This is a genomic window from Litoreibacter ponti, from assembly GCF_003054285.1.
GTDB lineage: Bacteria > Pseudomonadota > Alphaproteobacteria > Rhodobacterales > Rhodobacteraceae > Litoreibacter > Litoreibacter ponti.
This window is the reverse complement of sequence record NZ_QBKS01000001.1, coordinates 888,518-911,608: the sequence shown is the minus strand read 5'-3', so window position 1 is coordinate 911,608 and position 23,091 is coordinate 888,518. Positions and strand designations below refer to the sequence as shown.

Genomic DNA, 23,091 nt, shown 5'->3' with positions numbered 1-23,091 from the left:
GCCGCCTCTCCTCCGAGGGGCCGTGCCGGGATGGTTCCCCCGAGCCTCACCAGTATCGGGGAGGGGCGCGATTTCACGCAACAGGCGCGACGTTGCGTCAGAAAACTTTGTAAACAAATGGACATTGCAGGCGCAGAAAGTGTAAACCTATTTTCTAAGCGGCGCGGCATCGCGCTGGAATTGCACGACAAAAGCCACATGGCCGACTTGTAAATCGCGAGAGAGACCATGCCGAAATCCGCCCTGACCGGCTCGCGCATCCGCGAGCATCGCCTGATGCGCGGCTTCAAGCAGGCCGACCTTGCGCGCCAGATCGGCATCTCGGCGAGCTACCTCAACCTGATCGAGCACAACCGCCGCAGAATCGGCGGCAAGACCCTGCTGGCCCTGTCGGAGGCGCTGCAGATCGAGGCCTCCCAGCTTAGCCAGGGGGCTGAACAGTCCGTCGTCAGCGAGCTGCAGGACGCCGCAGCGGCGGCCGAGGACGGCACCCCGATCGAGCTGGACCAGATCGACGAGCTGGTCGCGCGCTTTCCAGGCTGGGCCGCGCGGATCACGGCGCAGCACCGCCAGATTCAGGCGCTGGAGCAGACCGTCGGCGGGCTCAATGACCGGCTGACCCACGACCCGGTTCTGTCGGAAAAGATGCACGAGGTGCTGTCGACCGTGGCCGCGATCCGCTCCACCGCCTCGATCCTTGTGGCGACGCCGGATCTGGGCAGCGATTGGCAGACGCGGTTCTACAACAATATCGACACCGAAAGCCGCCGTTTGGCCGACAGCTCGGCAACGATGGCCGCGCATCTTGATCGCCTGTCGCGTCAGGAGCAGGGCGTCGTCACCCCGCCCGAGGCGGTGTTTGCCGCGCTCGACGCGCGCGGACACCATATCGCGGCGCTGGAAGGCCCGGACGCCGACGTCGATCAAGCCATCTCGGAGATGTCCGAGCTGGATACGCACACCGCGCGGACCCACGCCAAGCGCGTCTTCGCGATTTACCGTGCGGACGCAAAGCTGATGCCGCTGGAGCCATTTTCCGAGGCCGCGCAAGCCACATCCTGCGACCCGGCCGCCTTGGCTGCGCAGTTCCACGCCCCGCTCGAGGCCGTGTTTCGCCGTCTCGCCAATCTTCCGCGCAGCCCGTGGCTGCCCGATATCGGGTTTGTCAGTTGCGACGCGTCGGGTGCGTTGATCGCGCGCAAGCAGCCCAGCGGCTTCGCGCTGCCGCGCTTCGGGGCAGGATGCCCGCTTTGGCCGCTCTTCAGCGTGCTCAGCACGCCGGGACGAGCACGCCGCGCCCGGATCGCGAGCGATGGCGGGGCGGAATATGTCAGCTATGCGGTGGCCCACGCGGCAGGTCCGGTGCAGTTTGATGCGGCGCAGACCTATCACGCGACGATGCTTCTGGTGGCCCAAGACCCCGACCCGGAGGCCGACGCCTTGCCGGTCGGACCCACCTGCCGCATCTGCGCGCGCGCCGACTGTGCGGCCCGCCGTGAGCCGTCGGTCCTGGAGCAGGGCATGGCAAGGCTTTGACACGGCGCGAAAATGGGGCCTAATGGCGCCATGAGGCCCAACTTTGGGGAGGAAGCTGGCTCATGTCGAAATCGGTTTTGCTCGTGGAGGACGAGCCGAACATCATCGAGGCGATAAGCTTCCTGCTGGAACGGGACGGCTGGACTGTGCGCATCCACTCCGATGGAACGAGCGCGGTCGAGGCGGTGGGGCGCGTCGCGCCGGACGTTCTGGTGCTGGACGTGATGCTGCCGGGGCGCTCGGGCTTCGAGATCTTGCGCGACCTGCGCCGCGACGAAGCGCTGTCGCACCTGCCGATCCTGATGCTGACCGCGCGCGGCCAGACCAAGGATCGCGAGCTGGCAAAAAGCTACGGCGTCAGCCATTTCATGACCAAGCCCTTCTCCAACGAGGAGATGGTGAGCACCGTGCGCGCGCTTTACGCGGGCGCGCAAGCCGGGTAGCGGGCCATGTCGGATGCGCCGGGGCAAGGCGAGCCGAAGACCGCTTCTGCACGGCAATTGTTTCTGGAGCGCGCGGTCTACCGGCGCAACCGCCTGATTGATGCCGCACGACTGCTGCCCTTGCTGGCGCTGTTCGCCTTCGTCGTGCCCGCGCTGTTTCTCGGCACGCCCGGCGGCGACAGCGAAGGCGGCAATACGTCCCTGCGACTGGTGTATTTCTTCTTCGTCTGGCTCTGCCTGATCGCGACCTGCGCGACGATCGCGCGCGGCCTCGCCCGCGACGAGGGCGGCGAGGACACGCCATGACGCTGAGCTTCAATGTCCTGATCTCCGTCGCGGTGGCCTACACGCTGCTGCTGTTCGCCGTGGCCTTCTTCGCAGACCGGCGCGCCAAGAGCGGCGGGTCGCGCTGGCTGCGCTCGCCCTGGACCTACACGCTGTCGCTCAGTGTCTATTGCACCGCGTGGACCTTCTACGGCGCGGTGGGCAACGCTGCGCGCTCGGGGCTGGAGTACCTGACGATCTACCTTGGACCCACGCTGGTCTTCTTCGCGTGGTGGTGGCTGCTGCGTAAACTGGTGCGCATCGGCCGCGCGGAGCGGATCACCTCGATCGCGGACATGATCTCCAGCCGCTACGGCAAATCCGGCGCCGTGGCGGTGATCGTCACGCTGCTCGCGATCACCGGCACCACGCCCTATATCGCGCTGCAGCTGCAATCGGTCACGCTGTCGGTCGCGGTCTTCTCGCCCGAGGGTGGCGATCTGAATGCCACCGCGCTGTGGCTGTCGGTGGGGCTGGCGATCTTCACGATCCTCTTCGGCACGCGCAATCTCGACACCAACGAGCGCCACCACGGGGTCGTGACCGCCATCGCGCTCGAGGCCGTGGTCAAGCTGATCGCGCTGCTGGCCGTGGGCATCTTCGTGGTCTGGGGCGTGACCGGTGGGCTGGCCGACACGATCCGGATCATCGACGCAAGCCCGGTGGCTGAGTGGCAGCCCAGCCCAAGCCGCTGGTCGGCGATGATCTTTTTGTCGGCGGCGGCCGTGATCTGCCTGCCGCGCATGTTTCAGGTACTGGTGGTCGAGAATTCCGACGAGCGCCACCTGTCGACCGCCGCCTGGGCCTTTCCGGCGTACCTTATGGCGATCTCGCTGTTCGTTCTGCCAATTGCGGCGGTGGGTTTGGCCGTGATGCCCGAGGGGGCGAACCCGGACCTGTTCGTCCTGACCCTGCCGCTGGAGCTGGGGCAGGACGGCTTGGCGCTGCTGGCCTTTCTTGGCGGTTTCTCCTCGGCCACGTCGATGGTGATCGTGGCCTCCATCGCGCTGGCGACCATGGTGTCGAACCATATCGTGGTTCCGATCTGGCTGTCGCGAAAGACCGGCGGCGCGTCCATGTCGGGCGACATGCGCCAGGTGGTGCTGCTGTCGCGCCGGGTGTCCATCGCCGCCGTGTTGGGCCTGGGCTACGCCTATTACCGGATCACCGGCGGCACCGCGGCGCTGTCGGCCATCGGCCTTGTGAGCTTCGCGGGGGTGGCGCAGGTGGTGCCCGCGCTCATCGGTGGGCTGTTCTGGCGCGGCGCGACCCGGCGTGGGGCCATCGCAGGCCTGATCTTGGGCTTCGGGCTATGGGTCTACACCCTGTTCCTGCCTGCAATTGGCGCATTTTCCGACACGTTAATGATGAACGGCCCGCTCGGGCTTGGCTTGCTGCGCCCGCAGTCGCTCTTTGGCGGCGCGGGGCTCGATCCGCTGGTCCACGCGATCTTCTGGTCGCTTCTGCTGAACACCGTGGCCTTCATTGTGGTCTCGCTGGTGTCCTTCCCGACGCCGATGGAGCGGCTGCAGGGCGCCAGCTTCGTCAATGTCTTCGAGCGCGGCGATGGCGCGATCGGGGCCACGGGCGGGCAGGCCGAGGCCGAGGATTTCCTTGTCATGGCGCAGCGGCTTCTGGGCACCGGCGAGGCGCAGGCGCTGTTCCAACAAGCCGCCGTCCAGCAGGGAAAGACCGGCTACCTGCCTGATCCCACACCGGATTTTGTGGCCTTGCTGGAGCGCAAGCTGGCAGGCTCTGTCGGTGCCGCGACGGCCCATGCAATGATCGCGCAGATCAATGGGCAGGCGTCGGTGTCGGTGCAGGACCTGCTCGCCGTGGCCGATGAGAGCGCGCAGATGCTTGAGTATTCCTCCAAGCTGGAGGCGCAGTCGAAAGAGTTGGCCGAGACCGCCCGCCAGTTGCGTGACGCCAATGCCAAACTGACCGCTCTTTCGGTGCAAAAGGACGCCTTCCTGAGCCAGGTGAGCCACGAGCTGCGCACGCCAATGACCTCGATCCGGTCCTTTTCGGAGTTTCTGATGGAAGGCGGCATGAGCGACGAGGCGCGCAAGCGTCATTCGAGCATTATCCATGATGAAAGCATCAGACTGACCCGGCTGCTCGATGATCTGCTGGATCTGAGCGTGCTGGAAAATGGCCAGGTCGTGCTGAACGAGCAGACCGCGAACCTGCGCGATTTGCTGGACCGCGCGGTGGCTTCTGCCGGGGTGGCGGATGGCGGTCGGATCGCGGTGATCCGCGACCCCGCGCAGGAAGGTGTCCTGCTGAAAACCGACACGGACCGTTTGAGCCAGGTGTTCATTAACCTTATTTCCAATGCCCAGAAATACTGCAGCGCGGACGCGCCGGAACTGCGAATCGAGATCACCGCGCATCCCGATCAGGTGGAGATCGAGTTCATCGATAACGGCCAAGGTATCTCGGACAAGGATGCCACCGTTATCTTTGAGAAATTCACCCGCCTAAGCGACCAGTCTGCGGCCGGAAGTGCGGGGCTTGGGCTGGCGATCAGCCGCGAGATCATGCAGCGGTTGGGCGGCTCTCTGGACTACGTGCCCGGGCGTGGCGGGGCGGCCTTCCGGGTGCGCTTGCCGCGGGTCCGAATGGAAGTCGCGGCTTAACCATAATAGCGCGGGCGCATTAATCATATCTTCGGCTTTGCCCCCCAAGAAGGCGAACACAGCAGGAACAATCAAGGCTCGCCGATGACGTCCCAGAATACAGCTCTCCAGCGCATGGTGCGCCCGCGCAAGCCCGCGCGCGGCGCCAGCCACGCCCTGCTTGAAGGGATGGCTGACGGGATGTTCCGCGGCCCGGCGAAAACGGATCACAACATCGATCTGTTGGTGACGAAGGCTGCCGCGCAACGGCTCAGCCAGACGCGTGCGCTGGACGGGCTGCCGGAGGCAGCCGTGCCGCATCTGCTGAACCATGATGACGGACGCGTGGGCTTGCTGGTCTTCGATGGCGCCTTGGCGGATGCGCTCATCGAACAGCAGACACTCGGTCGGATCAGCGCCGCGCCACGGGTCGAGCGTGCGGTGACCGCGATCGATGCGGCGCTGAGCAGTGGATTTGCGAGATCAGTGGCGTCGAAGCTTGACGCGCTTTGTATCGAGCGGGGCACTGCGCCGACCGTGCAGGGATTTCAATGCGGGCGGACGCAGATCGACCGGGCGGCGCTTTCGCTTGCGCTGGAAGCCAGCCATTATGATGTGCTGCACGTGACGCTTGATCTTGGCCCGGGGCTGAAGACCGGGGAAGTGCAGCTGTTCATGCCCGCCGCGCCCGGCGATGTCGCAAGCGACCCGGAACGCGCGCCCAATCCAGAGATGGAAGCGCTTGTGCGCAGTATCGGGCTTGGGCTGGAGGTTGAGTTGCCGAAAGTACCGATGTCATTGAAAACGCTGATTTCCCTCAAACCCGATGCGGTTATCAAGCTGCCGCCCGACGCCTTGGGCGAGGCAAGCCTGCGCGACGCGAAAGGCTTTGTTGTCGCCAAAGGTCGGCTTGGGCAGTTCAAGGGACGCCGGGCAATCCGCCTGGAAACACAGTCGAGCCTGCCTTTTGCGCAGCCGGCCCAGTTACCGGGGGAGCCGCGCGGTGCAACCGGCGCCGGTGACGGCGCATCGGCCTATCAGACCGTCATGTCCGAAAACGCGAACGGCCAGCCCGCAGAGGAGCAAGAGTTGCTCGCGCCCGATCTGCGGGGCGCGGGAGTCTCTGACCTTGGTGGAATAGAGGGTGAAGGCTTTGCCACAGCGATGGCGGAGGCGGAACGAGACTTGGAGACGACCTGAGCCAAGAAAAAAGGCGCCTCGAATCAGGCGCCTTTTTCGTGATTTTCAAGAGATTTAGCAGCTGTAGTACAGCTTGTACTCCATCGGGTGGGGCGTGTGCTCGTAGGCGTAGACCTCTTCCCACTTCAGCTCCATGTAGCCTTCGATCTGGTCTTTGGTGAACACGTCACCGGCCAGCAGGAACTCGTGATCGGCCTCCAGCTCTTCCAGCGCCTCGCGCAGCGATGCGCAGACGGTCGGGATGTCGGCCAGCTCTTCGGGCGGTAGATCGTAGAGGTCCTTGTCCGAAGACGGGCCCGGGTCGATCTTGTTCTTGATGCCGTCGAGGCCTGCCATCAGCAGGGCGGAGAAGCAAAGATACGGGTTCGCCGCCGGGTCAGGGAAGCGGGCTTCCACGCGCTTGGCCTTGGGCGACTCTGCCCACGGGATGCGCACGCAGCCCGAGCGGTTGCGGGCAGAGTAAGCACGAAGCACGGGGGCTTCAAAGCCCGGGATCAGACGCTTGTAGCTGTTGGTCGACGGGTTGGTGAAGGCGTTGAGCGCTTTCGCGTGCTTCAGGATCCCGCCGATGAAATAGAGCGCCTCCTGCGACAGGTCGGCGTATTTGTCGCCTGCAAAGAGCGGCTTGCCGTCTTTCCAGATCGACATGTTCACGTGCATGCCGGTGCCGTTGTCGCCCGCGATAGGCTTGGGCATGAAGGTGGCCGATTTGCCATAGGCGTGGGCCACGTTGTGGATGACGTACTTGTATTTCTGCAGCTCGTCAGCCTGGTGCGTCAGCGAGCCGAAGATCAGACCCAGCTCGTGCTGGCAGGACGCCACTTCGTGGTGGTGCTTGTCGACCTTCATGCCCATCCGCTTCATGGTGGACAGCATTTCCGAGCGCAGATCCTGCGCCGCATCGGTGGGGTTCACCGGGAAGTAGCCGCCCTTGATGCCCGGGCGGTGGCCCATGTTGCCCATCTCGTATTCGGCGTCCGAATTCCAGGCGGCGTCTTGGGCGTCGACCTCGAAGGAGACCTTGTTCATCTCGACCGAGAAGCGCACGTCGTCGAAGAGGAAGAATTCGGCCTCGGGGCCGAAGTAAGACACGTCGCCGATGCCGGAAGACTTCAGGTAGGCTTCGGCCTTCTCGGCGGTGCCGCGCGGGTCGCGATCATACGCTTCGCCCGTGTCGGGCTCGACGATGGAGCAGTGCACGCACATCGTCTTCTCAGCATAGAACGGGTCGATATAGGCGGATTTCGCGTCCGGCATCAGCTTCATGTCGGATTGGTCGATGGATTTCCAACCGGCGATGGAGGAGCCGTCAAACATGAAGCCCTCTTCCAGGAAGTCCTCATCGACCTGATCGGCCATCACGGTGACGTGCTGCAACTTGCCGCGCGGGTCGGTGAAGCGAATGTCGACATATTCGACATCCTCGTCCTTGATGGTCTTCAGCATTTCCTTGTTGCTCATCTGACGGGTCCTCTTCTGTCAGTTAAGTGTTTGTAATTGTTAATTCTCGGGGTCTACAGCGCGTCGTCGCCGGCCTCGCCGGTCCGGATGCGGATCGCCTGTTCAACGGTGGAGACGAAGATCTTGCCATCGCCGATCTTGTCGGTCTTGGCAGCCGCGATGATGCTTTCAATCGCGCCGTCGAGCTGATCGTCGGCCAGAACGACCTCGATCTTCACTTTGGGCAGGAAGTCCACGACATATTCGGCGCCGCGATAGAGCTCCGTGTGGCCCTTCTGACGACCGAAGCCTTTTACTTCGGTGACGCTCAAACCCTGGATACCCAGCTCTTGCAGCGCCTCTTTCACCTCATCCAGCTTGAATGGCTTGATGATTGCCTCGATCTTTTTCATGACAGGCCGTCTCCCTTTGCTCGTCTGCTACGCGTCAGACCACTTCCATTCCAGAGCTACAATTGGCAGGCTGGTTCTATGGGGAAGCGGACGCCCCGCAACCATACGTGTGATCAAATTTTGCGCGCAATGCCATTTTTTTATGCGGAATGTGAAAAGCTGAGGAAATGACTGCCACCACGACCATCACAAGCGCACAGATGCGCGCGTTGGAGCAGGCCGCGATGGCCTCGGGCGCCGTCACGGGGCTGGAGTTGATGGAGCGCGCGGGGCGGGGCGTTGTCGATGTGATCCACGCCGAATGGCCCGGCGCGACCCGCGCGGTTGTGCTGTGTGGTCCCGGGAACAACGGCGGCGACGGGTTCGTCATTGCGCGGCTGCTTCATGATGCAGGCCTGCCGGTGCAGGTGTTCGTGCCCATCGGGTTCGATGCGTTGTTTGATGGCACCGAGGGCGGCGAAGGTGACGCATGGGACAATGCGCGGGCCTGGTGCGAACGGGGGACCGTTCGGCGCACACCTGACAGCCTGACACTGTGCCAGGATGGTGAGACGATCATCCTTGTCGACGCGCTGTTGGGCATCGGGCAAAATCGCCCGGCCGATGCGATCCTGGAAAGCTACTGGGACATGTGGGACACGTTTGCGAATGTGTCGCCCGACACGGATGTGCATTGCGTAAGCGTGGATATCCCGACCGGTTATGACACCGATACCGGCGCGCTGCTGGCGAAAAACCCGTTTGAGCCCGACATCATCGTGACCTTCCATCAGCCCAAGCCCGTGCATAAGGTGCTGGAACAGCACGGCTACCGCATCATTGTGAAAGATATCGGCCTATGAGCACCATTTCGATGACGCCGGAGCGGCTGGATGCCCTGTGCAAACGGGCCGATCAGCACAAATATGACCACGGCTCGGCGCTTGTTCTGACGGGACCTGCGCTGCGGACCGGGGCCGCGCGTTTGGCGGCTCGTGCGGCGTTGCGGGTGGGCGCGGGCCTGGTGACGCTCGGCGCGCCGCGGGATGCGCTGCCGGAATGCACGGCGCAGATTTCGGCGCTCATGCTGCGCGAGGTGTCGGAGCCGCTGGACCTGACGCTGATGCTTGCCGACGACCCGCGGATCAACGTGATCTGCCTGGGTCCCGGTTTCGGGCTGGAGCGTGAGAACACCGACATGCTGCGCACCGTGCTGACCTGCGGGACGCCTTGCGTGCTGGATGCCGACGCGCTGACCTTGATGGCCGAGGACCGCGATCTGGTGACGCTTTTGCACAAAGACTGCGTGCTGACGCCCCATGCGGGCGAGTTCCGGCGGCTGTTTCCCGGGCTTGGTGAAGATCGGCAGGCGTTCAGCCGCGCCGAGAAGGAAGACGCCACATGGCGCGCGGCGGAGCAGACCGGGGCGGTCGTCCTTTACAAAGGCGCGGTGACGACGGTGGCCAATCCAGATGGGGTCACGGCACTGGATACGCGAGATCGGCCGGGATGTGCGTGGCTTGCGACGGCTGGGGCAGGGGATGTGTTGTCTGGGATGATCGCGGGGCTGATGGCGCGCGGCTTGCGTCCGTTCGAGGCGGCGCAGACGGGCGCGCTGCTGCATGCGCAGGCGGCGGAGGCCGTGGGGCCGGGTCTGATTGCGGAGGATTTGCCGGAGGCCTTGCCCGCGGTGTTCAAGGCATTGGGCATATGACGACGGGCCGCCCGGAACTTGCGGCCCGCGTCGCGATGTGTGGGCTTCAGGCGGCCTGCAGAAGCTGCTGGGCTTCGGCGGCGACAGCCGTCGCGTAGTCGGAGACGATCTCGACCCCATCGGCGTAGAAGATCTCTTCCTGCTCGAATTGCAGCTGATACACCTTGTGCAACTGCTCGGTCTCGGCCTCGACGATATACTTGCCATCGACCATCGTGTTGATGTTGACGATGACCATGTCGCGGCCAAAGAGCATCTCGGCGCGCCAGTCGCGGACCATGACCTCCTGGTCGGGCGCCATCATCATGTCCGTGTCAGGACGGTTGAAGCCCAGCGTTCCCTGACCCACGCGGATCGGGCGCATCAGGTGCTCTTCGACATAGATGTCGGCAAGGACCCGCATGCCGTTGCGAGTGACCACGCGATCGCCGGCCTGCAACGCTTCGATCGGCTGATAGCCGTTCATCGTCAGGACCCGCACGCCGCCCAGAAGGCCGCTTTGCTTGGCTTTGATTTCGTTTCCCCCACCGAAAGATTGGTTCATGTTGGCAGACATTTTCTCGCTCCGGGTATGTTCGTATGCGTCTTTCGATGGATTAAGTATTCGTTTCGAATTGGGGCACAAAAGCGGCGCGACCCTGTCATGTGTGCGGCCATCTCAGGATCATTCCGCGGCATCGGCGCATTTGTGGCCATGTGTGGTAAGGGAACCCTTACCTTTGTCGAAAGCGGCGCGCGATTTTCGTCTCGCATCCCCTGACAGGCTTTGCTACATGGGCGCGAAGCAGGCTGCGGGGCATCCCGGGGCCTATACGAGACATGCGGGTGTGGCGGAATTGGTAGACGCACCAGATTTAGGTTCTGGCGCCGCAAGGCGTGGGGGTTCAAGTCCCTTCACCCGCACCATTATATATAGGGAAGACAAAAGATGCAGGTCACCGAGACCCTGAATGACGGCCTCAAGCGCGGCTACCAGATCGTGCTCAGCGCCGCAGAGCTGGACGAGAAGGTCAACGAGAAGCTTCTTGAGGCGCAGCCGGAGGTCGAGATGAAGGGCTTCCGCAAGGGCAAAGTCCCGATGGCCCTGCTGAAGAAGCAGTTCGGCGACCGCGTCATGGGCGAAGCGATGCAGGAAAGCATCGACGGCGCCATGTCCAAGCATTTCGAGGACACCGGCGACCGCCCGGCGCTGCAGCCCGAGATCAAGATGACCAACGAAGACTGGAAGCCCGGCGATGACGTCGACGTCTCCGTCTCCTACGAAAAACTCCCCGAGATCCCCGATGTCGACCTGAAGGGCGTCAAGCTCGAAAAGCTGGTCGTCAAGGCAGAGGACAAGGATATCGACGAGGCGCTGTCGAACCTCGCGGAAAACACCCAGAACTTCGAGGACCGCAAGAAGGGCGCGAAGGCCAAGGATGGTGACCAGGTTACCATCGACTTCCTGGGTAAGGTCGACGGCGAGCCGTTCGAAGGCGGCGCGGCCGAGGACTATCCGCTGGTGCTGGGCTCCGGCTCTTTCATCCCCGGCTTTGAAGAGCAGCTGGTCGGCACGAAAGTGGGCGACGAGAAAGAGGTCAACGTCGACTTCCCCGCCGAATACCAGGCAGAGCATCTGGCCGGTAAAGCGGCCGTGTTCGAGTGCAAGATCAAGGCAGTGAAAGAGCCGAAAGCCGCCGAAATCAACGACGAGATGGCCAAGCAGTTTGGCGCCGAAGATCTGGCCGCGCTGAAAACCCAGGTCGCCGAGCGTCTGGAAGCCGAGTTCGGCGGCGCCTCGCGCGCCGTGATGAAGCGCAAACTGCTCGACGAGCTGGACAAGATGGTGAAGTTCGATCTGCCCCCCTCGCTGGTCGAGGCCGAGGCGAACCAGATCGCCCACCAGCTGTGGCACGAGGAAAATCCGGAGGTGGAAGGCCACGACCACCCGGAGATCGAAGCCACCGACGAGCACAAGGCACTGGCCGAGCGCCGCGTGCGCCTGGGCCTGCTGCTGGCCGAGATGGGGCGCAAGAACGAGATCGAGGTGTCCGACGCCGAGATGACGCAGGCGATCATGAACCAGGCCCGTCAGTACCCGGGCCAAGAGCGCCAGTTCTTCGAGTTCGTGCAGCAAAACCAGCAAATGCAGCAGCAGATGCGCGCGCCGATCTTCGAGGACAAAGTCGTCGACTACATCTTCGAGCTGGCTGAGATCAAAGAGAAAAAGGTCAAGAAGGCCGACCTCGAGAAGGCCGTCGAGGCGCTGGAAGACGACGCGTCCTAAGCGGCTCGTCTACTCTGAAATCTGGAAAGGGCTGCCTTCGGGCGGCCCTTTTTCGTTGCTCTAGCAGCGGCCCGTGCCCCGAAACGGTCCGGGCATTGTCCTCAATTTATCCATAATTCGTGCAAATTTGGACACAGTTGGTCTGCATCTTCCGCGTCAGGGAATTGCAATACGAGGGGCGTACCAATGACTTTGATGGATTACACTTGGGACGTGCCCGTGCGGGATGCGTCCATCGACGTGGAAACCACCCGCTGGGGCTACCGCATCACCGAGATGGCGCAGACGGGCTGGGTGTATGCCAGCGCGCGCGTTGCCTTGATGGCGTTGACCGTTGGGGTGATCGCGTCCGCCGGCCTGATCTGGACCATTCCGGTCACGGCGATGTTTGGCGATCCACTGGTCTCCCGCATCCTTTTGAGCGTTGCGCTGTTGGTCGTTGCCGCCGCGATGGTGGGCAGCGGTGTCTTCTCGAAAGGCGCCGAGATGCTCGAGGTCGACGTGAAGGGCCGTGTTCTGCATCTGCGCCAGCATGGGCGGGCGGTTGCCGGACGCAAAGCGCGCAAGACCGTCCGGTTCGAAGAGATCACCCGCATCGACCTCGCGGAAACCTCGCTGCTGAGCGAGCTGAAATCGGCACTGTCGCAGTGGGATTATGGCCGTATTACCGTGCGCCTGCATGGCAAGCGTCCGATGATGATCCTGTCGGGCGATATGTCCGAGTTGGAGCCGCTGCTGCGCCGCCTGCGCGCCGATACCGGCGTCGCCTGACCCAATACCGAGATTATACTAAGACTTTTAAGTATCTAGCCGGGCCGTCCTTTTGGGCGGCCCGATTTTTTCGCGACCAAGGCGCAAAGAAAAAGGCCACCCTTGCAGAGGGTGGCCTTTCAAATCATATCGCTGAGTGAGGTAGAGGCTTACGCCTCGTCTTTGTCCTCTGCCTCTTCCGCGTCGTCGGCCGGGCCTTCGACGGCTTCGGCCAGCTCTTCGTCCTCGGACGCGGCAGCGCCGATATCGTCGAACAGCTCGGCGATCTCGAACTCGGCTTCGGCTTCTGCCTCTGCTGCCAGTTCCTGGATCGACTTGCCGGAGGCTTGCAGCTCGGCTTCCTCGTTGGAGCGAGCGACGTTCAGCGTGAAGCTGGTTTCGACCTCGGGGTGCAGCACCACGGTGACGTCGTGCAGGCCCAGCTCCTTGATCGGGCGCTCGAGAGCGACCTGACCGCGGTCCACGGTGAAGCCTTCGGCGGTGGCGGCATCTGCGGCATCACGGGTGGTGACGGAGCCGTAGAGCGAGCCCGCGTCGGACGCCTGACGAATCACGATGAACTGCTGGCCGCCAAGTTTCTCGGCCAGTGCGTCGGCCTCTTTCTTGGTCTCCAGGTTGCGCGCTTCAAGCTGGGCTTTCTGCGCCTCGAACACGGCCTGGTTGGCCTCGGTCGCGTTCATCGCCTTGCCTTGGGGCAGCAGGTAGTTGCGGGCGTAGCCCGGCTTCACGTCCACGATCTCGCCCATTTGGCCGAGCTTTGCGACGCGTTCCAGAAGGATGACTTGCATGTGCTTTGCTCCTTACTTCACGGCGTAGGGCAGCAGGGCCAGGAAGCGCGCGCGTTTGATCGCACGGGCCAGGGCACGCTGGTTTTTGGCGCCGACCGCGGTGATGCGGGACGGCACGATCTTGCCGCGCTCAGAGATGTAGCGCTGCAGCAGGCGGGTGTCTTTGTAGTCGATCTTGGGGGCGTTCTCGCCCTCGAAAGGATCGGACTTGCGGCGACGGAAAAATGGTTTAGCAGCCATGGGTTAGCTCCTTATGTTCAAGTAACAAGACTTAGTTGCGGGGGCGGCGTTCGCGCTCGTCGCGCTTCTGCATCTGCACGGACGGGCCTTCTTCGTGCTCGTCGACCTTGATGGTCAGCACGCGCATGACGTCGTCATGCAGGCGCATCAGGCGCTCCATCTCCTGCACGGCGGGCGCCGGTGCATCGGAGCGCACATAGGCATAGTGCCCCTTGCGGTTCTTGTTGATCTTGTAGGCCATGGTTTTCAGGCCCCAGTATTCGTGCTCAACGACCTTGCCACCGTTGTCAGCCAATACGGCCCCGAAGTGCTCGATGAGCCCCTCGGCTTGGGTGTTGCTCAGGTCCTGGCGCGAAATAAACACGTGCTCGTAGAGCGGCATGTGCGTAGTCCTCTATGTTATCGGCGTGCTTCAAAGACCGGTTGTTTCGCCTTCGCAGCCCGGTCACGAGGGGCACCGCAATGAAAGAAGTATGCGAAGGAAGCCTGCGTATAGCAGGGTTGCCCGGACACGCAAGCCTTTCCCTTTCGCGCGTTGGCGCACAGGCCAGCTAGCGATCCGCGCACACAATCTGTTGACCTTCACCGAGTTGCCTTTTGCCGCGAAAGGCCAATCTTACGCCGTAACGTCAACAACCCCGAAAGGTCCCATTCCCATGAAGTCCATCCTCCTTGCCTCTGCCTTTGCCCTGACCGCAGCCTCCGGCGCGTTTGCAGCCGAGAAATACACGCTCGACTCGAGCCACAGTCAGGTTGTGTTCAGCTACAACCACCTTGGCTTCTCGACCACCTACGGGATGTTCTCGGGCTTCGAGGGCGAGATCATGTTCGACGAGGCCGACCCGGCCGCGTCCTCGGTCACCGTGTCGATGCCGGTGAAATCCATGTTTACCGGCTGGGAGCAGCGCGACGGCCACTTCATGTCCGGCGACTTCTTCGGCGCGGAGGATGGCGATCTTGTGACCTTCACCTCCACCGGCATTGAGGTGACCGGCGATAACACTGCCAAGATCACCGGCGATCTGTCGATGAACGATGTGACCAAATCGGTGGTTCTGGACGCCACGCTGAACAAGGCCGACACGCACCCGATGGCCAGCAAGCCGTGGCTGGGCTTTGATGCCACCACGACGCTCTTGCGCTCTGATTTCGGCGTGGGCGCGTTTGCCCCGGCGGTGAGCGACGAGGTCGAGGTGCGCATCTCGGTCGAGGCGCAGAAGGCCGAGTAAACACCCGCCTTTCAGATCTGGCCCCGTTCGCAGTAACATGCGGGCGGGGCTTTTTCGTGCGTGCCCTGCGCATTGATTGACTTGGCGACGGCAATCCGCCAAAAAATTCCCTACTGACCGTGGGTTGCGGTCATGAGGGGTATCGCATGGGACAAGACTTAACTGCAGCCGTGATCGGGCTGGGGTCAATGGGCTGGGGCGCGGCGATGTCGCTTCTAAAGGCTGGGATTGTGACACAAGGGGCCGATGTGCGCTCCGACGTGTTGGAGAAATTCGCAGCCGTGGGTGGGACCCCGTTCGGCAACGCAGGCGCGGCCTGCGTGAAAGCGGATGTGGTCTTCCTGTTCGTGGTGAACGGCGATCAGGCCCACGAGGTGCTGTTTGGCCGCGGCGGTGCCGTCGTGGCGGCCCAGCCCGGCACGGTTTTCGTGCTTTGCGTCACCATGGAGCCGTCCCGCGCGGTGGAGCTTGGCACCCGTCTGACGGAAGCGGGCATGCTGTCGCTCGATGCGCCGGTCTCCGGGGGCTCGGCCAAGGCGCTGTCGGGCGAGATGACCATCATGGCCTCGGGATCGGAGGACGCGTTCCAAAAGGCAGGCGGCGCGCTCGACGCGATCGCCACCAAGGTCTACCGGCTCGGCGACGCGCCGGGCAAAGGCTCCGAGGTGAAGATGATCAACCAGCTGCTTGCAGGTGTGCATATCGCCGCCGCCGCCGAGGCGCTGACGTTGGGCGCGAAGCTGGGGCTTGATCTGAAGATGCTGCATGAGGTCATCCAGGAATGCGCCGGCAACTCCTGGATGTTCGGCAACCGTGGCGCGCATATCGTCAATGGCGACTACACGCCTCATTCGGCAGTCAACATCTTCATCAAGGACCTCGGCATTGTAACCGGTGAAGCGGGCGAGCACCCCGTGCCACTCTCCGATACAGCGCTGGCGCTGTTCAAGGAGGCCGCCGAGGCAGGGATGGGGCTGGAGGATGACGCCGCCGTGGCCAAGTTGCTGGCGCGCAAGGGCGGCGTGACGCTTCCGGGCATGGAATGACGGTTCTCGGCTGCATCGCGGACGATTTCACCGGGGCGACCGACCTTGCGGGCCTGCTGGCGCGGTCCGGCGTCAAGGTGAACCTGCGCATGGGCGTGCCTGATGAAGCCCCGTCTGACACCGCCGCCTTCGAGGTGATCGCGCTGAAATGCCGGACTTCCCCGGTGGACGATGCGGTGGCGGAATGCCTCGCCGCGCTGGACTGGCTAAATGCGGCAGGAGCGGGCCGATTTTTCTGGAAATACTGCTCGACCTTCGATTCCACGGCCGAGGGCAATATCGGCCCCGTCGCCGAGGCGCTGATGCAGGCGATCGGGGCGGATCAGACGATCTACTGCCCGGCTTTTCCCGAGAATGGCCGCGCGATTTTCATGGGCAACCTGTTCGTGGGCGAGCAGCCCTTGGCCGAGAGCCCGATGAAGGACCACCCGCTGACCCCGATGCGCGACAGCAATCTGGTGCGTCTGTTGGAGCCGCAGGTCACACGCCCCGTGGGGCTGGCCAACCGTTTGGTGGTCGAGAAGGGCGCCGATGCGTTGCGCGACCGCATGGCCGAGCTGCGCGGGCAAGGCGTGGCCCATGTGGTCGTCGACGCGGTGTCGAACGATGATCTCTATGTGATTTCGGAGGCCTGCCGGGACATGGCCTTCCTGACCGGCGGCTCCGCCGTCGCGATGGCGCTGCCGGAGCTGTACCTGCGCGACGGCACCTTGGCGGCGGATGCCGAGAAGATGCAGCCGCCGACGCTCGCGCCCGCGTCCATCGTTTTGTCGGGCAGTTGCTCTGCCATGACCCGCGCGCAGGTGGCGGAATACCTGCAGCAGGCCGACGGGTTCCGGCTTGACCCGCTGGAGCTGGCGCAGCATGGCCCGCAGGCCGCGCTGGAGTGGCTGGAGGCCCAGCCACTGGACGCGCAGAAAATAATCTATGCCACCGCGGAACCCGCGCAGGTGAAAGCCGCGCAGGACACATTGGGCGTGGCGCAGGCGGGGTGCGTGGTCGAGGATGCGCTGGCCGCAATCGCCCTGCGCGCCCGCGATCTGGGTGCGCGCCGCTTTGTTGTTGCCGGGGGGGAGACCTCCGGCGCGGTGACCAAGGCGCTTGGCGTGCGGCAGTTGACCATCGGCGCGGAGATCGCACCGGGTGTCCCGTGGTGCTTTGCCGAAAGCGATGGCGCGCAGATCGCGATCACGCTCAAATCCGGCAATTTCGGCGCGGAGACTTTCTTCGCCGATGCGCTCGCCAAGCTTTAGCGGGTTGCGGTCAGGTTGACCTCGATATTCACGTCGAAGCCCAGCGAGCTTTCGTCGGGGTACGTTTCGCCCACATTGTAATTGGTGCGGTTCAGGGTTGTTTGGCCCTGCATCGCCGCCGTGTCCCCGTCGATCTGCAGCGTGAAGGGCAGGGTGACCGGCTGGGTGTTGCCCTTAACCGTCAGGGTCCCCTCGGCCACGTAATTCTCGCCATCGGGCAATAGGTCGGCCTTGAACACGGCGGTCGGGTGCGCCTCTGCGGCGAAGAAGTCGGGGCCCATGGCCTGCGAGGTGACCGAGCCCAAGGTGAGTGAGCCGATGGCGATCTGCACTTCCACATCGCCGTGAGTGCCTTCGGCATTCGGCTCTTCGGAGAAATTGATCGCGGCGGTCCAATCCTCGAAGCTGCCAGAGACCGCGCTGCCAAGCTGCTGGACGGTGAGGCCGAGCGTGCCGTCCTGCACCTGCCACTCGCTTTCGACAGCGGCGAGGGTCGGCACGGCAGGGGTGTCTGCGCTGTGCTTGAACAGGCCAAGCGCGGCACCGGTGGACAGCGCGACGGCAAACACCGCCACCGCGCCGAAGATCGGCCAGCTTGGGTGGTTTTGCTCTGGCAGGCGGATGAAGGGCGGCTTGCCCGGCAACATCCGCACAAGGGTCAGGTCGCGGTCGATGATGTGGTGCTTCAGCGCGCCGGCGATATGGGCCAGCAGGGTAATCACCAGCACCCGCTCGAAGATGATGTGTAGGGATTTGAACGTATGCGCGAGGCCGTCATCCTTTGGCACCAGCGGCAGGTCCTGCCCGAAGGGCCACCAGATCGGCGCAAAGCCGGTGGTCGCGGCGTGGTGGATCCAGCCCGACAGCGGGACGAGCACCAGCGAGGCGTAAAGCAGCCAGTGCGCGAGGGCGGCCAGCCCGGCCTCCACCGGCTTATCGGCATTGAGTTGCCCCGGCTTGGGCTGCGCGATCGCCCATGCGATGCGGGCCAGCGCGAGAAAGAAGATCGTCACACCGATGGTTTTGTGCAGCGAGAAGTACCACGCCTTCTCGGCCAGAGCCTCCCCGGTGTCATAGGGCAGGTCGTTGGCGTAGATCCCAAGCGGTATCATCGCGATGATCAGCAGGGCGATGGACCAGTGAAAGAACTTGGCGACCGCGCCATAGGTCGTTTCGGTGTTGCTGCGCATGGGGGAAGCTCCGCGTGTTTTGTGTTGCACGTCATGTAGCGGGCCGGGGCGCGCGCGCAAATCTTTATCTATGCAGAGAATCTGTGCGGGCGCTTGTGGGGCCTTGGGCACTGGGCTAGTCATTGAGGCCAAGATAAACGGGGGAGCAGAGCATGCGCGCATTCGTATTTCCGGGCCAAGGGGCACAAACCATCGGAATGGGCCGCGATCTGGCGGAGGCCTACCCGCAGGCCAAAGCGGTGTTCGACGAGGTGGACGAAGCGCTTGGAGAGGACCTGTCCGGCCTGATCTGGGAGGGCGAGCAAGAAACGCTGACGCTGACCCAAAATGCGCAGCCCGCCCTGATGGCGACGTCCATGGCCGTGATGGCGGCGCTGAAATCCGAGGGCGTGGGGGTCGACGCAGCATCTTTTGTGGCGGGTCATTCGCTGGGTGAATATTCGGCCCTGTGCGCCGCCGGGGCGTTCTCGATTGCGGACACCGCGCGTCTGCTGCGCGTTCGCGGGCTTGCGATGCAGGAGGCGGTGCCTGTGGGCGTGGGGGCCATGGCGGCGCTTTTGGGATTGGACTTCGAGGCGGTGCAAGATGTCGCGCAAGCTTCGGCCCAGGGCGAAGTATGCCAGGCGGCCAATGACAATGACCCCGGACAGGTCGTGGTCTCGGGCCACAAGGCCGCGGTCGAGCGGGCCGTCGAGCTTGCCAAGGAACGCGGTGCGAAACGCGCGGTGCTGCTGCCGGTGTCGGCCCCGTTCCACTGCGCCCTCATGGAGCCCGCCGCGCAAGCGATGGAAGGCGCGCTGGCCGATGTGGCGATCAACACACCGGCGGTGCCGGTTGTCTCGAACGTTTTGGCAGAGGCAGTTTCCGAGCCTGACGCGATCCGCCGTCTGCTGATTGAGCAGATCACAGGCTCTGTCCGCTGGCGCGAGAGCGTGGGCTACATGGCCGCGCAGGGCGTCGACGAAATCTGGGAACTGGGCGCGGGCAAGGCGCTGATCGGCATGGTCCGCCGGATCGACCGTGCCGTGTCGACCCGCGCCGTGGGCTCGGCCGATGACGTGAAAGCGGCGGTTGAGGCACTGAGTGCTTAAAGCCCGCCTCGTGGCGCTCGCCCTGGTGGCGGGCTGCGGGACGGTGGAGAACATGTCCCAGACGCTCGACATGCGCGTCGATGGCGAGGTACTGCGGCTCGACGGGGTGATCAACTCGCGCGCCTTGCGGCAATTCGTGTCCGTTCTTGATGAAAACCCGGGCGTGGCGGTGGTGGTGCTGGGCCGGATTGATGGCTCGACCGATGACGAGGTCGTGGCCGAGATGGGCTACACGATCCGCGATATAGGGCTGGCCACGCGGATGGACGCGTCGAGCGAGGTGTATTCGGGCGGGGTGGATCTGTTTCTGGCGGGCGTCGACCGGGTTGTGGCCCCGGGGGCCGTGGTGGGCGTGCATGAATGGCAAACGGGCTTCGGGTCGGCGCGGGACTACCCGCGCGGCGCACGACAGCATGAGCCGACCCGCGGATATATCGAGGATATGCTGGGCTCGGACGCGTTTTACTGGTTCACGGTCGAGGCCGCGGCCTTTGACGAGGTCCACGTGATGAGCCGGGACGAGTTGGAACGATATGGCGTGGTCACACGCTGAGACAAGATCAGGAAAGGGCAGCAAGATGTTCAACTTAGAGGGAAAAAATGCGCTGATTACGGGCGCGTCTGGCGGGATTGGGGGCGATATTGCGCGTGCGCTGCATGGTGCGGGCGCGACCGTGGGCCTGTCAGGCACGCGGGTCGAGCCATTAGAGGCGCTTGCGGGCGAGTTGGGCGACCGCGCCCACGTGCTGACGTGCAATCTGAGCGATTTCGAAGCGGTCGACGCGCTGCCGAAGCAAGCGGCGGAGGCGATGGGCAGCGTGGATATCCTGGTCAACAACGCGGGCATCACGCGCGACAACCTGTTCATGCGCATGTCCGACGATGAGTGGCAGTCGGTGATCGACGTCAACCTGACCTCGACCTTCAAACTGTGCAAAGGCGTGCTGCGCGGCATGATGAAGGCGCGGTGGGGGCGGATCGTGAATATCTCCTCCGTGGTCGGTGCGACGGGCAACCCGGGGCAGGCGAATTACGCGGCCTCGAAGGCTGGCATGGTGGGCATGTCGAAATCGCTGGCCTACGAGGTCGCGTCGCGCGGGATCACCGTCAATTGCATCGCACCGGGCTTCATCACCACAGCGATGACGGACAAGCTGACCGACGACCAGAAATCCGGCATCTTAGGGCAAATCCCGGCTGGAAGAATGGGCGAGGCGGCCGAAATCGCGTCCGCCGCGCTCTATCTGGCGAGTGCGGAGGCGGGCTACACCACCGGCACGACGCTGCATGTGAATGGCGGAATGGCGATGCTGTGAGCGGCGCGCTGTTGCCATTTTGCGCCGCTTTAGCCGGGGTTGCATAAGCGTTTGCACTCCCCATTTGGTATGCTATAGGCGGCGCAGAACCGAGCCGGGGCCTAGCCTTGGTGGCCGTGCGAGCGGCAAAAACAGGCCGAATTGGCCCATATGACTTGGGTGGGGTTTCCTGCCCGCCACAAAAGCGGGCGAGCCCCGAGCAAATACGAGGAACACAATATGAGCGACATTGCAGACCGCGTGAGAAAGATCGTTGTCGAGCACCTGGGTGTGGAAGAAGACAAGGTCGTCGAGAGCGCATCTTTCATCGATGATCTGGGCGCAGACAGCCTGGACACCGTTGAGCTGGTTATGGCGTTCGAAGAAGAGTTCGGCATCGAGATCCCCGACGACGCCGCCGAGACGATCCAGACGTTTGGCGACGCGGTGAAGTTTATCTCTGAAGCGTCCTAAGCGCCTCTCGCGGGCGCGATGCGCCCTCCAGAGAATTATGCCTGAATAGAATGGCGAGGCTGCCCAAGGCCTCGCCATTTTTTTGTGCGGATCGGGCGCGACCTTGCTTCGGCGCACAGAGTGTCGATCTGATCTGCGATGACAGGCGTTCGGAAACTCAGACCCACTCCGGCAGGAATTTCGAACGAATGATCGTCGTAGGTCACGGGGAAGGTCACGCTGGAAAGCTCCAGTTTGAGGTCTTTGGGCTGCTCAAGCATCTCTTCGGCGGCGGCGCGCTGCATGGGATTGATCGCGAAGGTGCAAGACGCCGGGTCGATACCGTGGATATGACCGGAAATGCGCATGTCACCGGCGCTCAAGATCGCCTCGATCCCATTATCATTCGATTGTTTGTGCCTGATTTCCTTGCGGCTCAGTAATGTAGCCAGTCCTGCTATGGCGAGTGTCGCGAAGGTCAGCAACGCCAGGAACATCGGCGGCCAACTGCTGGCGAGCAGTGCCGGGCCCGTGTTGATCTCGGGCGGACGTGCCTTCTTTGCATAGGATTTCGCAATGAGCTGACTTGGCGAAGTCAGATCCTCTTTTGAGCTTGCTGCGGGCTTCGCAGTCTCCGCGCAAGCGCGGTTCAGGATTTGCTTTACGGCCTGGGATTGCGCCACCAGCTTTTCGCGGTGGATGTAGCGGCGCATTTCACGGCTGCCATAGAGGCGGATGATTTTGGACAGCTCGCCTAGCTTGGCGAAATAGGTCATGATTTCTGGGAAATGGATCGCCTTGTATTGAGCGTCCAGCATGAGGCGCAGCTTGCGGCGCTCTAGTTGCGAATAGAACTGTTCGATACGCTGGGCAGAGCCGATGGAATAGGTCTCCGACGGGTTGTCCATCATCTGGAAGCCGATGCTTGCGAGGCTTTTCACGTTCACCAGGTCGCGGCACTTGGCCCACCCGGTGGTCGAGGTCGCAAGAAGCACGATTGCCAACACCCACGCCTTGATCGCGCCTTGGAGACCGCGGAAACTGTGGCCCATGTCGACATGTCCTTCACTCGCAAAACGCGGGCAGGATCGACCAAAACCGTTAATTTAGTGGAGACGAGGCGCGAAATTCTTCTCGCATAGTTAAGCGCGTCTTTACCGGTGCTTGCTGTCCATCCAGTCGTGCATGTGGGGCAGATAGCAGACGAGCTCTGCCGCAACGGCGTCGAACTCTTGCATCTGCGCGCGGTAGCGGATGATCTCTGGCCCCATGTCGAGGGTTGGGAGGACGCCATATTCCACCATGATATCAAGCCATTCGCAGGTAATGATGATCCCACAATCGCCGAGCCAGAGCTGGTCGCGCGACAGGGGCGCTTTCAGCAAAATCTCAAGAGCGGCGAGGCGCTTCGTGATCTCGGCATGGGCGGCTGTGATCTCGTCCGGCCTGCGTGTGCGCGGGTCGGTGTTCGAGAACGTAAGCCGCAGGGCGGGCTCCAGCCGGGTGTCGTGAAACCGGCTGCGCTCGCGGGACAGGGCCCGTGGCACGAGCCCGGACGGCAGCATCGCGGGGCTTGGGTGCTTTTCTTCGAGGTATTCCGCGATGGCCTCGCTGTCGGTCAGGGTCAGTGTCCCGTCGACCAGGGCGGGCAGGTTGCCAGTCGGCACGAGGGACAGATAGTCGGCAGATCCGGTGCCGCCTGGAGGCGGGACGTCACGCCACTCGAGCCGCTTGTGACGCAGGACGAGGCGCAGCTTTGCACAATAGAGAGAATGGTCGACCGAGTAGACCGTGTACAT

The 23,091-nt window shown here is 63.3% G+C and carries 25 protein-coding genes and 1 tRNA gene; 17 read left to right on the top strand and 9 right to left on the bottom strand.

The window, feature by feature from the left end; genetic code table 11:
- Positions 1 to 228 precede the first annotated feature (228 nt).
- The 5 genes from C8N43_RS04595 (at position 229) to C8N43_RS04575 (ending at position 6,124) form a co-directional block, all read left to right on the top strand.
- A complete protein-coding gene (locus C8N43_RS04595; protein WP_107844481.1) occupies positions 229 to 1,536 on the top strand; it encodes a short-chain fatty acyl-CoA regulator family protein in 1,308 nt (435 codons plus the stop codon).
- A 62-nt stretch (positions 1,537 to 1,598) separates the two neighbouring features.
- Positions 1,599 to 1,979, top strand: a complete 381-nt coding sequence (locus tag C8N43_RS04590) for a response regulator transcription factor (protein WP_107844480.1) — start codon at positions 1,599 to 1,601, stop codon at positions 1,977 to 1,979.
- Positions 1,980 to 1,985: 6 nt separating this feature from the next.
- Positions 1,986 to 2,285: a hypothetical protein gene (locus C8N43_RS04585; protein ID WP_107844479.1), complete on the top strand. Its 300-nt coding sequence runs from the start codon at positions 1,986 to 1,988 to the stop codon at positions 2,283 to 2,285.
- The gene (locus tag C8N43_RS04580) at positions 2,282 to 4,945 is read left to right on the top strand and encodes an ATP-binding protein (RefSeq protein WP_107844478.1); all 2,664 of its coding nucleotides are present in this window, start codon (positions 2,282 to 2,284) and stop codon (positions 4,943 to 4,945) included. The genes C8N43_RS04585 and C8N43_RS04580 overlap by 4 nt, the downstream gene beginning before the upstream one ends.
- A gap of 84 nt (positions 4,946 to 5,029) precedes the next feature.
- Positions 5,030 to 6,124 carry a FliM/FliN family flagellar motor C-terminal domain-containing protein gene (locus tag C8N43_RS04575; RefSeq protein ID WP_107844477.1) on the top strand — a complete coding sequence of 365 codons (1,095 nt, stop codon included), beginning with the start codon at positions 5,030 to 5,032 and terminating at the stop codon, positions 6,122 to 6,124.
- Positions 6,125 to 6,178: 54 nt separating this feature from the next.
- On the opposite strand, the gene glnA is transcribed toward C8N43_RS04575, so the two are convergent.
- A complete protein-coding gene (gene glnA / locus C8N43_RS04570; RefSeq protein WP_107844476.1) occupies positions 6,179 to 7,585 on the bottom strand; it encodes a type I glutamate--ammonia ligase in 1,407 nt (468 codons plus the stop codon).
- A 53-nt stretch (positions 7,586 to 7,638) separates the two neighbouring features.
- Positions 7,639 to 7,977: a P-II family nitrogen regulator gene (locus C8N43_RS04565; RefSeq protein ID WP_107844475.1), complete on the bottom strand. Its 339-nt coding sequence runs from the start codon at positions 7,975 to 7,977 to the stop codon at positions 7,639 to 7,641.
- Between the two features lie 167 nt (positions 7,978 to 8,144).
- Between C8N43_RS04565 and C8N43_RS04560 the strand changes: the two genes are divergently transcribed.
- Both C8N43_RS04560 and C8N43_RS04555 read left to right on the top strand, forming a co-directional pair.
- Positions 8,145 to 8,819, top strand: a complete 675-nt coding sequence (locus C8N43_RS04560; RefSeq protein ID WP_245912899.1) for an NAD(P)H-hydrate epimerase — start codon at positions 8,145 to 8,147, stop codon at positions 8,817 to 8,819.
- Positions 8,816 to 9,670, top strand: coding sequence for an NAD(P)H-hydrate dehydratase (locus tag C8N43_RS04555; RefSeq protein WP_107844474.1), 855 nt, complete (start codon positions 8,816 to 8,818; stop codon positions 9,668 to 9,670). Before C8N43_RS04560 ends, C8N43_RS04555 begins: the two co-directional genes overlap by 4 nt.
- A gap of 46 nt (positions 9,671 to 9,716) precedes the next feature.
- Here the strand turns inward: C8N43_RS04555 and C8N43_RS04550 are convergent, their stop codons facing one another.
- Positions 9,717 to 10,214 (bottom strand): Hint domain-containing protein, encoded by a 498-nt coding sequence (locus C8N43_RS04550; protein WP_158269910.1) that lies wholly within the window; start codon positions 10,212 to 10,214, stop codon positions 9,717 to 9,719.
- Between the two features lie 277 nt (positions 10,215 to 10,491).
- Between C8N43_RS04550 and C8N43_RS04545 the strand changes: the two genes are divergently transcribed.
- The 3 genes from C8N43_RS04545 to C8N43_RS04535 all read left to right on the top strand — a co-directional run bounded on the left by C8N43_RS04545 (position 10,492) and on the right by C8N43_RS04535 (position 12,707).
- Positions 10,492 to 10,576: transfer RNA gene (locus C8N43_RS04545), tRNA-Leu, on the top strand.
- 22 nt (positions 10,577 to 10,598) lie between these two features.
- Positions 10,599 to 11,936, top strand: coding sequence for a trigger factor (gene tig, locus C8N43_RS04540; protein WP_107844472.1), 1,338 nt, complete (start codon positions 10,599 to 10,601; stop codon positions 11,934 to 11,936).
- A gap of 186 nt (positions 11,937 to 12,122) precedes the next feature.
- On the top strand, positions 12,123 to 12,707 hold the full coding sequence (locus tag C8N43_RS04535) for a hypothetical protein (protein ID WP_107844471.1): 585 nt from the start codon (positions 12,123 to 12,125) through the stop codon (positions 12,705 to 12,707).
- 149 nt (positions 12,708 to 12,856) lie between these two features.
- Here the strand turns inward: C8N43_RS04535 and rplI are convergent, their stop codons facing one another.
- The 3 genes from rplI to rpsF are packed head-to-tail and all read right to left on the bottom strand — an operon-like array spanning position 12,857 to position 14,117.
- The gene (rplI, locus tag C8N43_RS04530) at positions 12,857 to 13,495 is read right to left on the bottom strand and encodes a 50S ribosomal protein L9 (protein WP_107844470.1); all 639 of its coding nucleotides are present in this window, start codon (positions 13,493 to 13,495) and stop codon (positions 12,857 to 12,859) included.
- Between the two features lie 12 nt (positions 13,496 to 13,507).
- Positions 13,508 to 13,735, bottom strand: coding sequence for a 30S ribosomal protein S18 (gene rpsR / locus C8N43_RS04525; RefSeq protein ID WP_107844469.1), 228 nt, complete (start codon positions 13,733 to 13,735; stop codon positions 13,508 to 13,510).
- Between the two features lie 31 nt (positions 13,736 to 13,766).
- Entirely contained in the window at positions 13,767 to 14,117 is a 351-nt protein-coding gene (gene rpsF, locus C8N43_RS04520; protein ID WP_107844468.1) for a 30S ribosomal protein S6, read from the bottom strand.
- A 274-nt stretch (positions 14,118 to 14,391) separates the two neighbouring features.
- Here rpsF and C8N43_RS04515 point away from each other — a divergent pair, with 274 nt between their 5' ends.
- The 3 genes from C8N43_RS04515 (at position 14,392) to otnK (ending at position 17,263) form a co-directional block, all read left to right on the top strand.
- On the top strand, positions 14,392 to 14,964 hold the full coding sequence (locus C8N43_RS04515; RefSeq protein ID WP_107844467.1) for a YceI family protein: 573 nt from the start codon (positions 14,392 to 14,394) through the stop codon (positions 14,962 to 14,964).
- A gap of 146 nt (positions 14,965 to 15,110) precedes the next feature.
- Positions 15,111 to 16,010, top strand: a complete 900-nt coding sequence (gene ltnD, locus C8N43_RS04510; RefSeq protein WP_107844466.1) for an L-threonate dehydrogenase — start codon at positions 15,111 to 15,113, stop codon at positions 16,008 to 16,010.
- On the top strand, positions 16,007 to 17,263 hold the full coding sequence (gene otnK, locus C8N43_RS04505; RefSeq protein ID WP_107844465.1) for a 3-oxo-tetronate kinase: 1,257 nt from the start codon (positions 16,007 to 16,009) through the stop codon (positions 17,261 to 17,263). The genes ltnD and otnK overlap by 4 nt, the downstream gene beginning before the upstream one ends.
- Here otnK and C8N43_RS04500 read toward each other — a convergent pair.
- On the bottom strand, positions 17,260 to 18,453 hold the full coding sequence (locus C8N43_RS04500) for a cytochrome b/b6 domain-containing protein (protein ID WP_107844464.1): 1,194 nt from the start codon (positions 18,451 to 18,453) through the stop codon (positions 17,260 to 17,262). The two genes, otnK and C8N43_RS04500, sit on opposite strands and share 4 nt — an antisense overlap.
- A gap of 152 nt (positions 18,454 to 18,605) precedes the next feature.
- On the opposite strand from C8N43_RS04500, the gene fabD reads away from it, so the two are divergent.
- The 4 genes from fabD (at position 18,606) to C8N43_RS04480 (ending at position 21,313) form a co-directional block, all read left to right on the top strand.
- Positions 18,606 to 19,544, top strand: a complete 939-nt coding sequence (fabD, locus tag C8N43_RS04495) for an ACP S-malonyltransferase (protein WP_107844463.1) — start codon at positions 18,606 to 18,608, stop codon at positions 19,542 to 19,544.
- 10 nt (positions 19,545 to 19,554) lie between these two features.
- On the top strand, positions 19,555 to 20,097 hold the full coding sequence (locus tag C8N43_RS04490) for an alpha/beta hydrolase (protein WP_107844462.1): 543 nt from the start codon (positions 19,555 to 19,557) through the stop codon (positions 20,095 to 20,097).
- A gap of 25 nt (positions 20,098 to 20,122) precedes the next feature.
- A complete protein-coding gene (gene fabG / locus C8N43_RS04485) occupies positions 20,123 to 20,860 on the top strand; it encodes a 3-oxoacyl-[acyl-carrier-protein] reductase (RefSeq protein ID WP_107844461.1) in 738 nt (245 codons plus the stop codon).
- Between the two features lie 219 nt (positions 20,861 to 21,079).
- Positions 21,080 to 21,313 carry an acyl carrier protein gene (locus tag C8N43_RS04480; protein ID WP_107844460.1) on the top strand — a complete coding sequence of 78 codons (234 nt, stop codon included), beginning with the start codon at positions 21,080 to 21,082 and terminating at the stop codon, positions 21,311 to 21,313.
- A 35-nt stretch (positions 21,314 to 21,348) separates the two neighbouring features.
- Here C8N43_RS04480 and C8N43_RS04475 read toward each other — a convergent pair whose 3' ends face one another.
- Together C8N43_RS04475 and C8N43_RS04470 are read right to left on the bottom strand one after the other, a co-directional pair.
- Positions 21,349 to 22,296, bottom strand: coding sequence for a hypothetical protein (locus tag C8N43_RS04475; RefSeq protein WP_146174157.1), 948 nt, complete (start codon positions 22,294 to 22,296; stop codon positions 21,349 to 21,351).
- Between the two features lie 150 nt (positions 22,297 to 22,446).
- Positions 22,447 to 23,091, bottom strand: a complete 645-nt coding sequence (locus tag C8N43_RS04470; protein WP_107844458.1) for a glutathione S-transferase family protein — start codon at positions 23,089 to 23,091, stop codon at positions 22,447 to 22,449.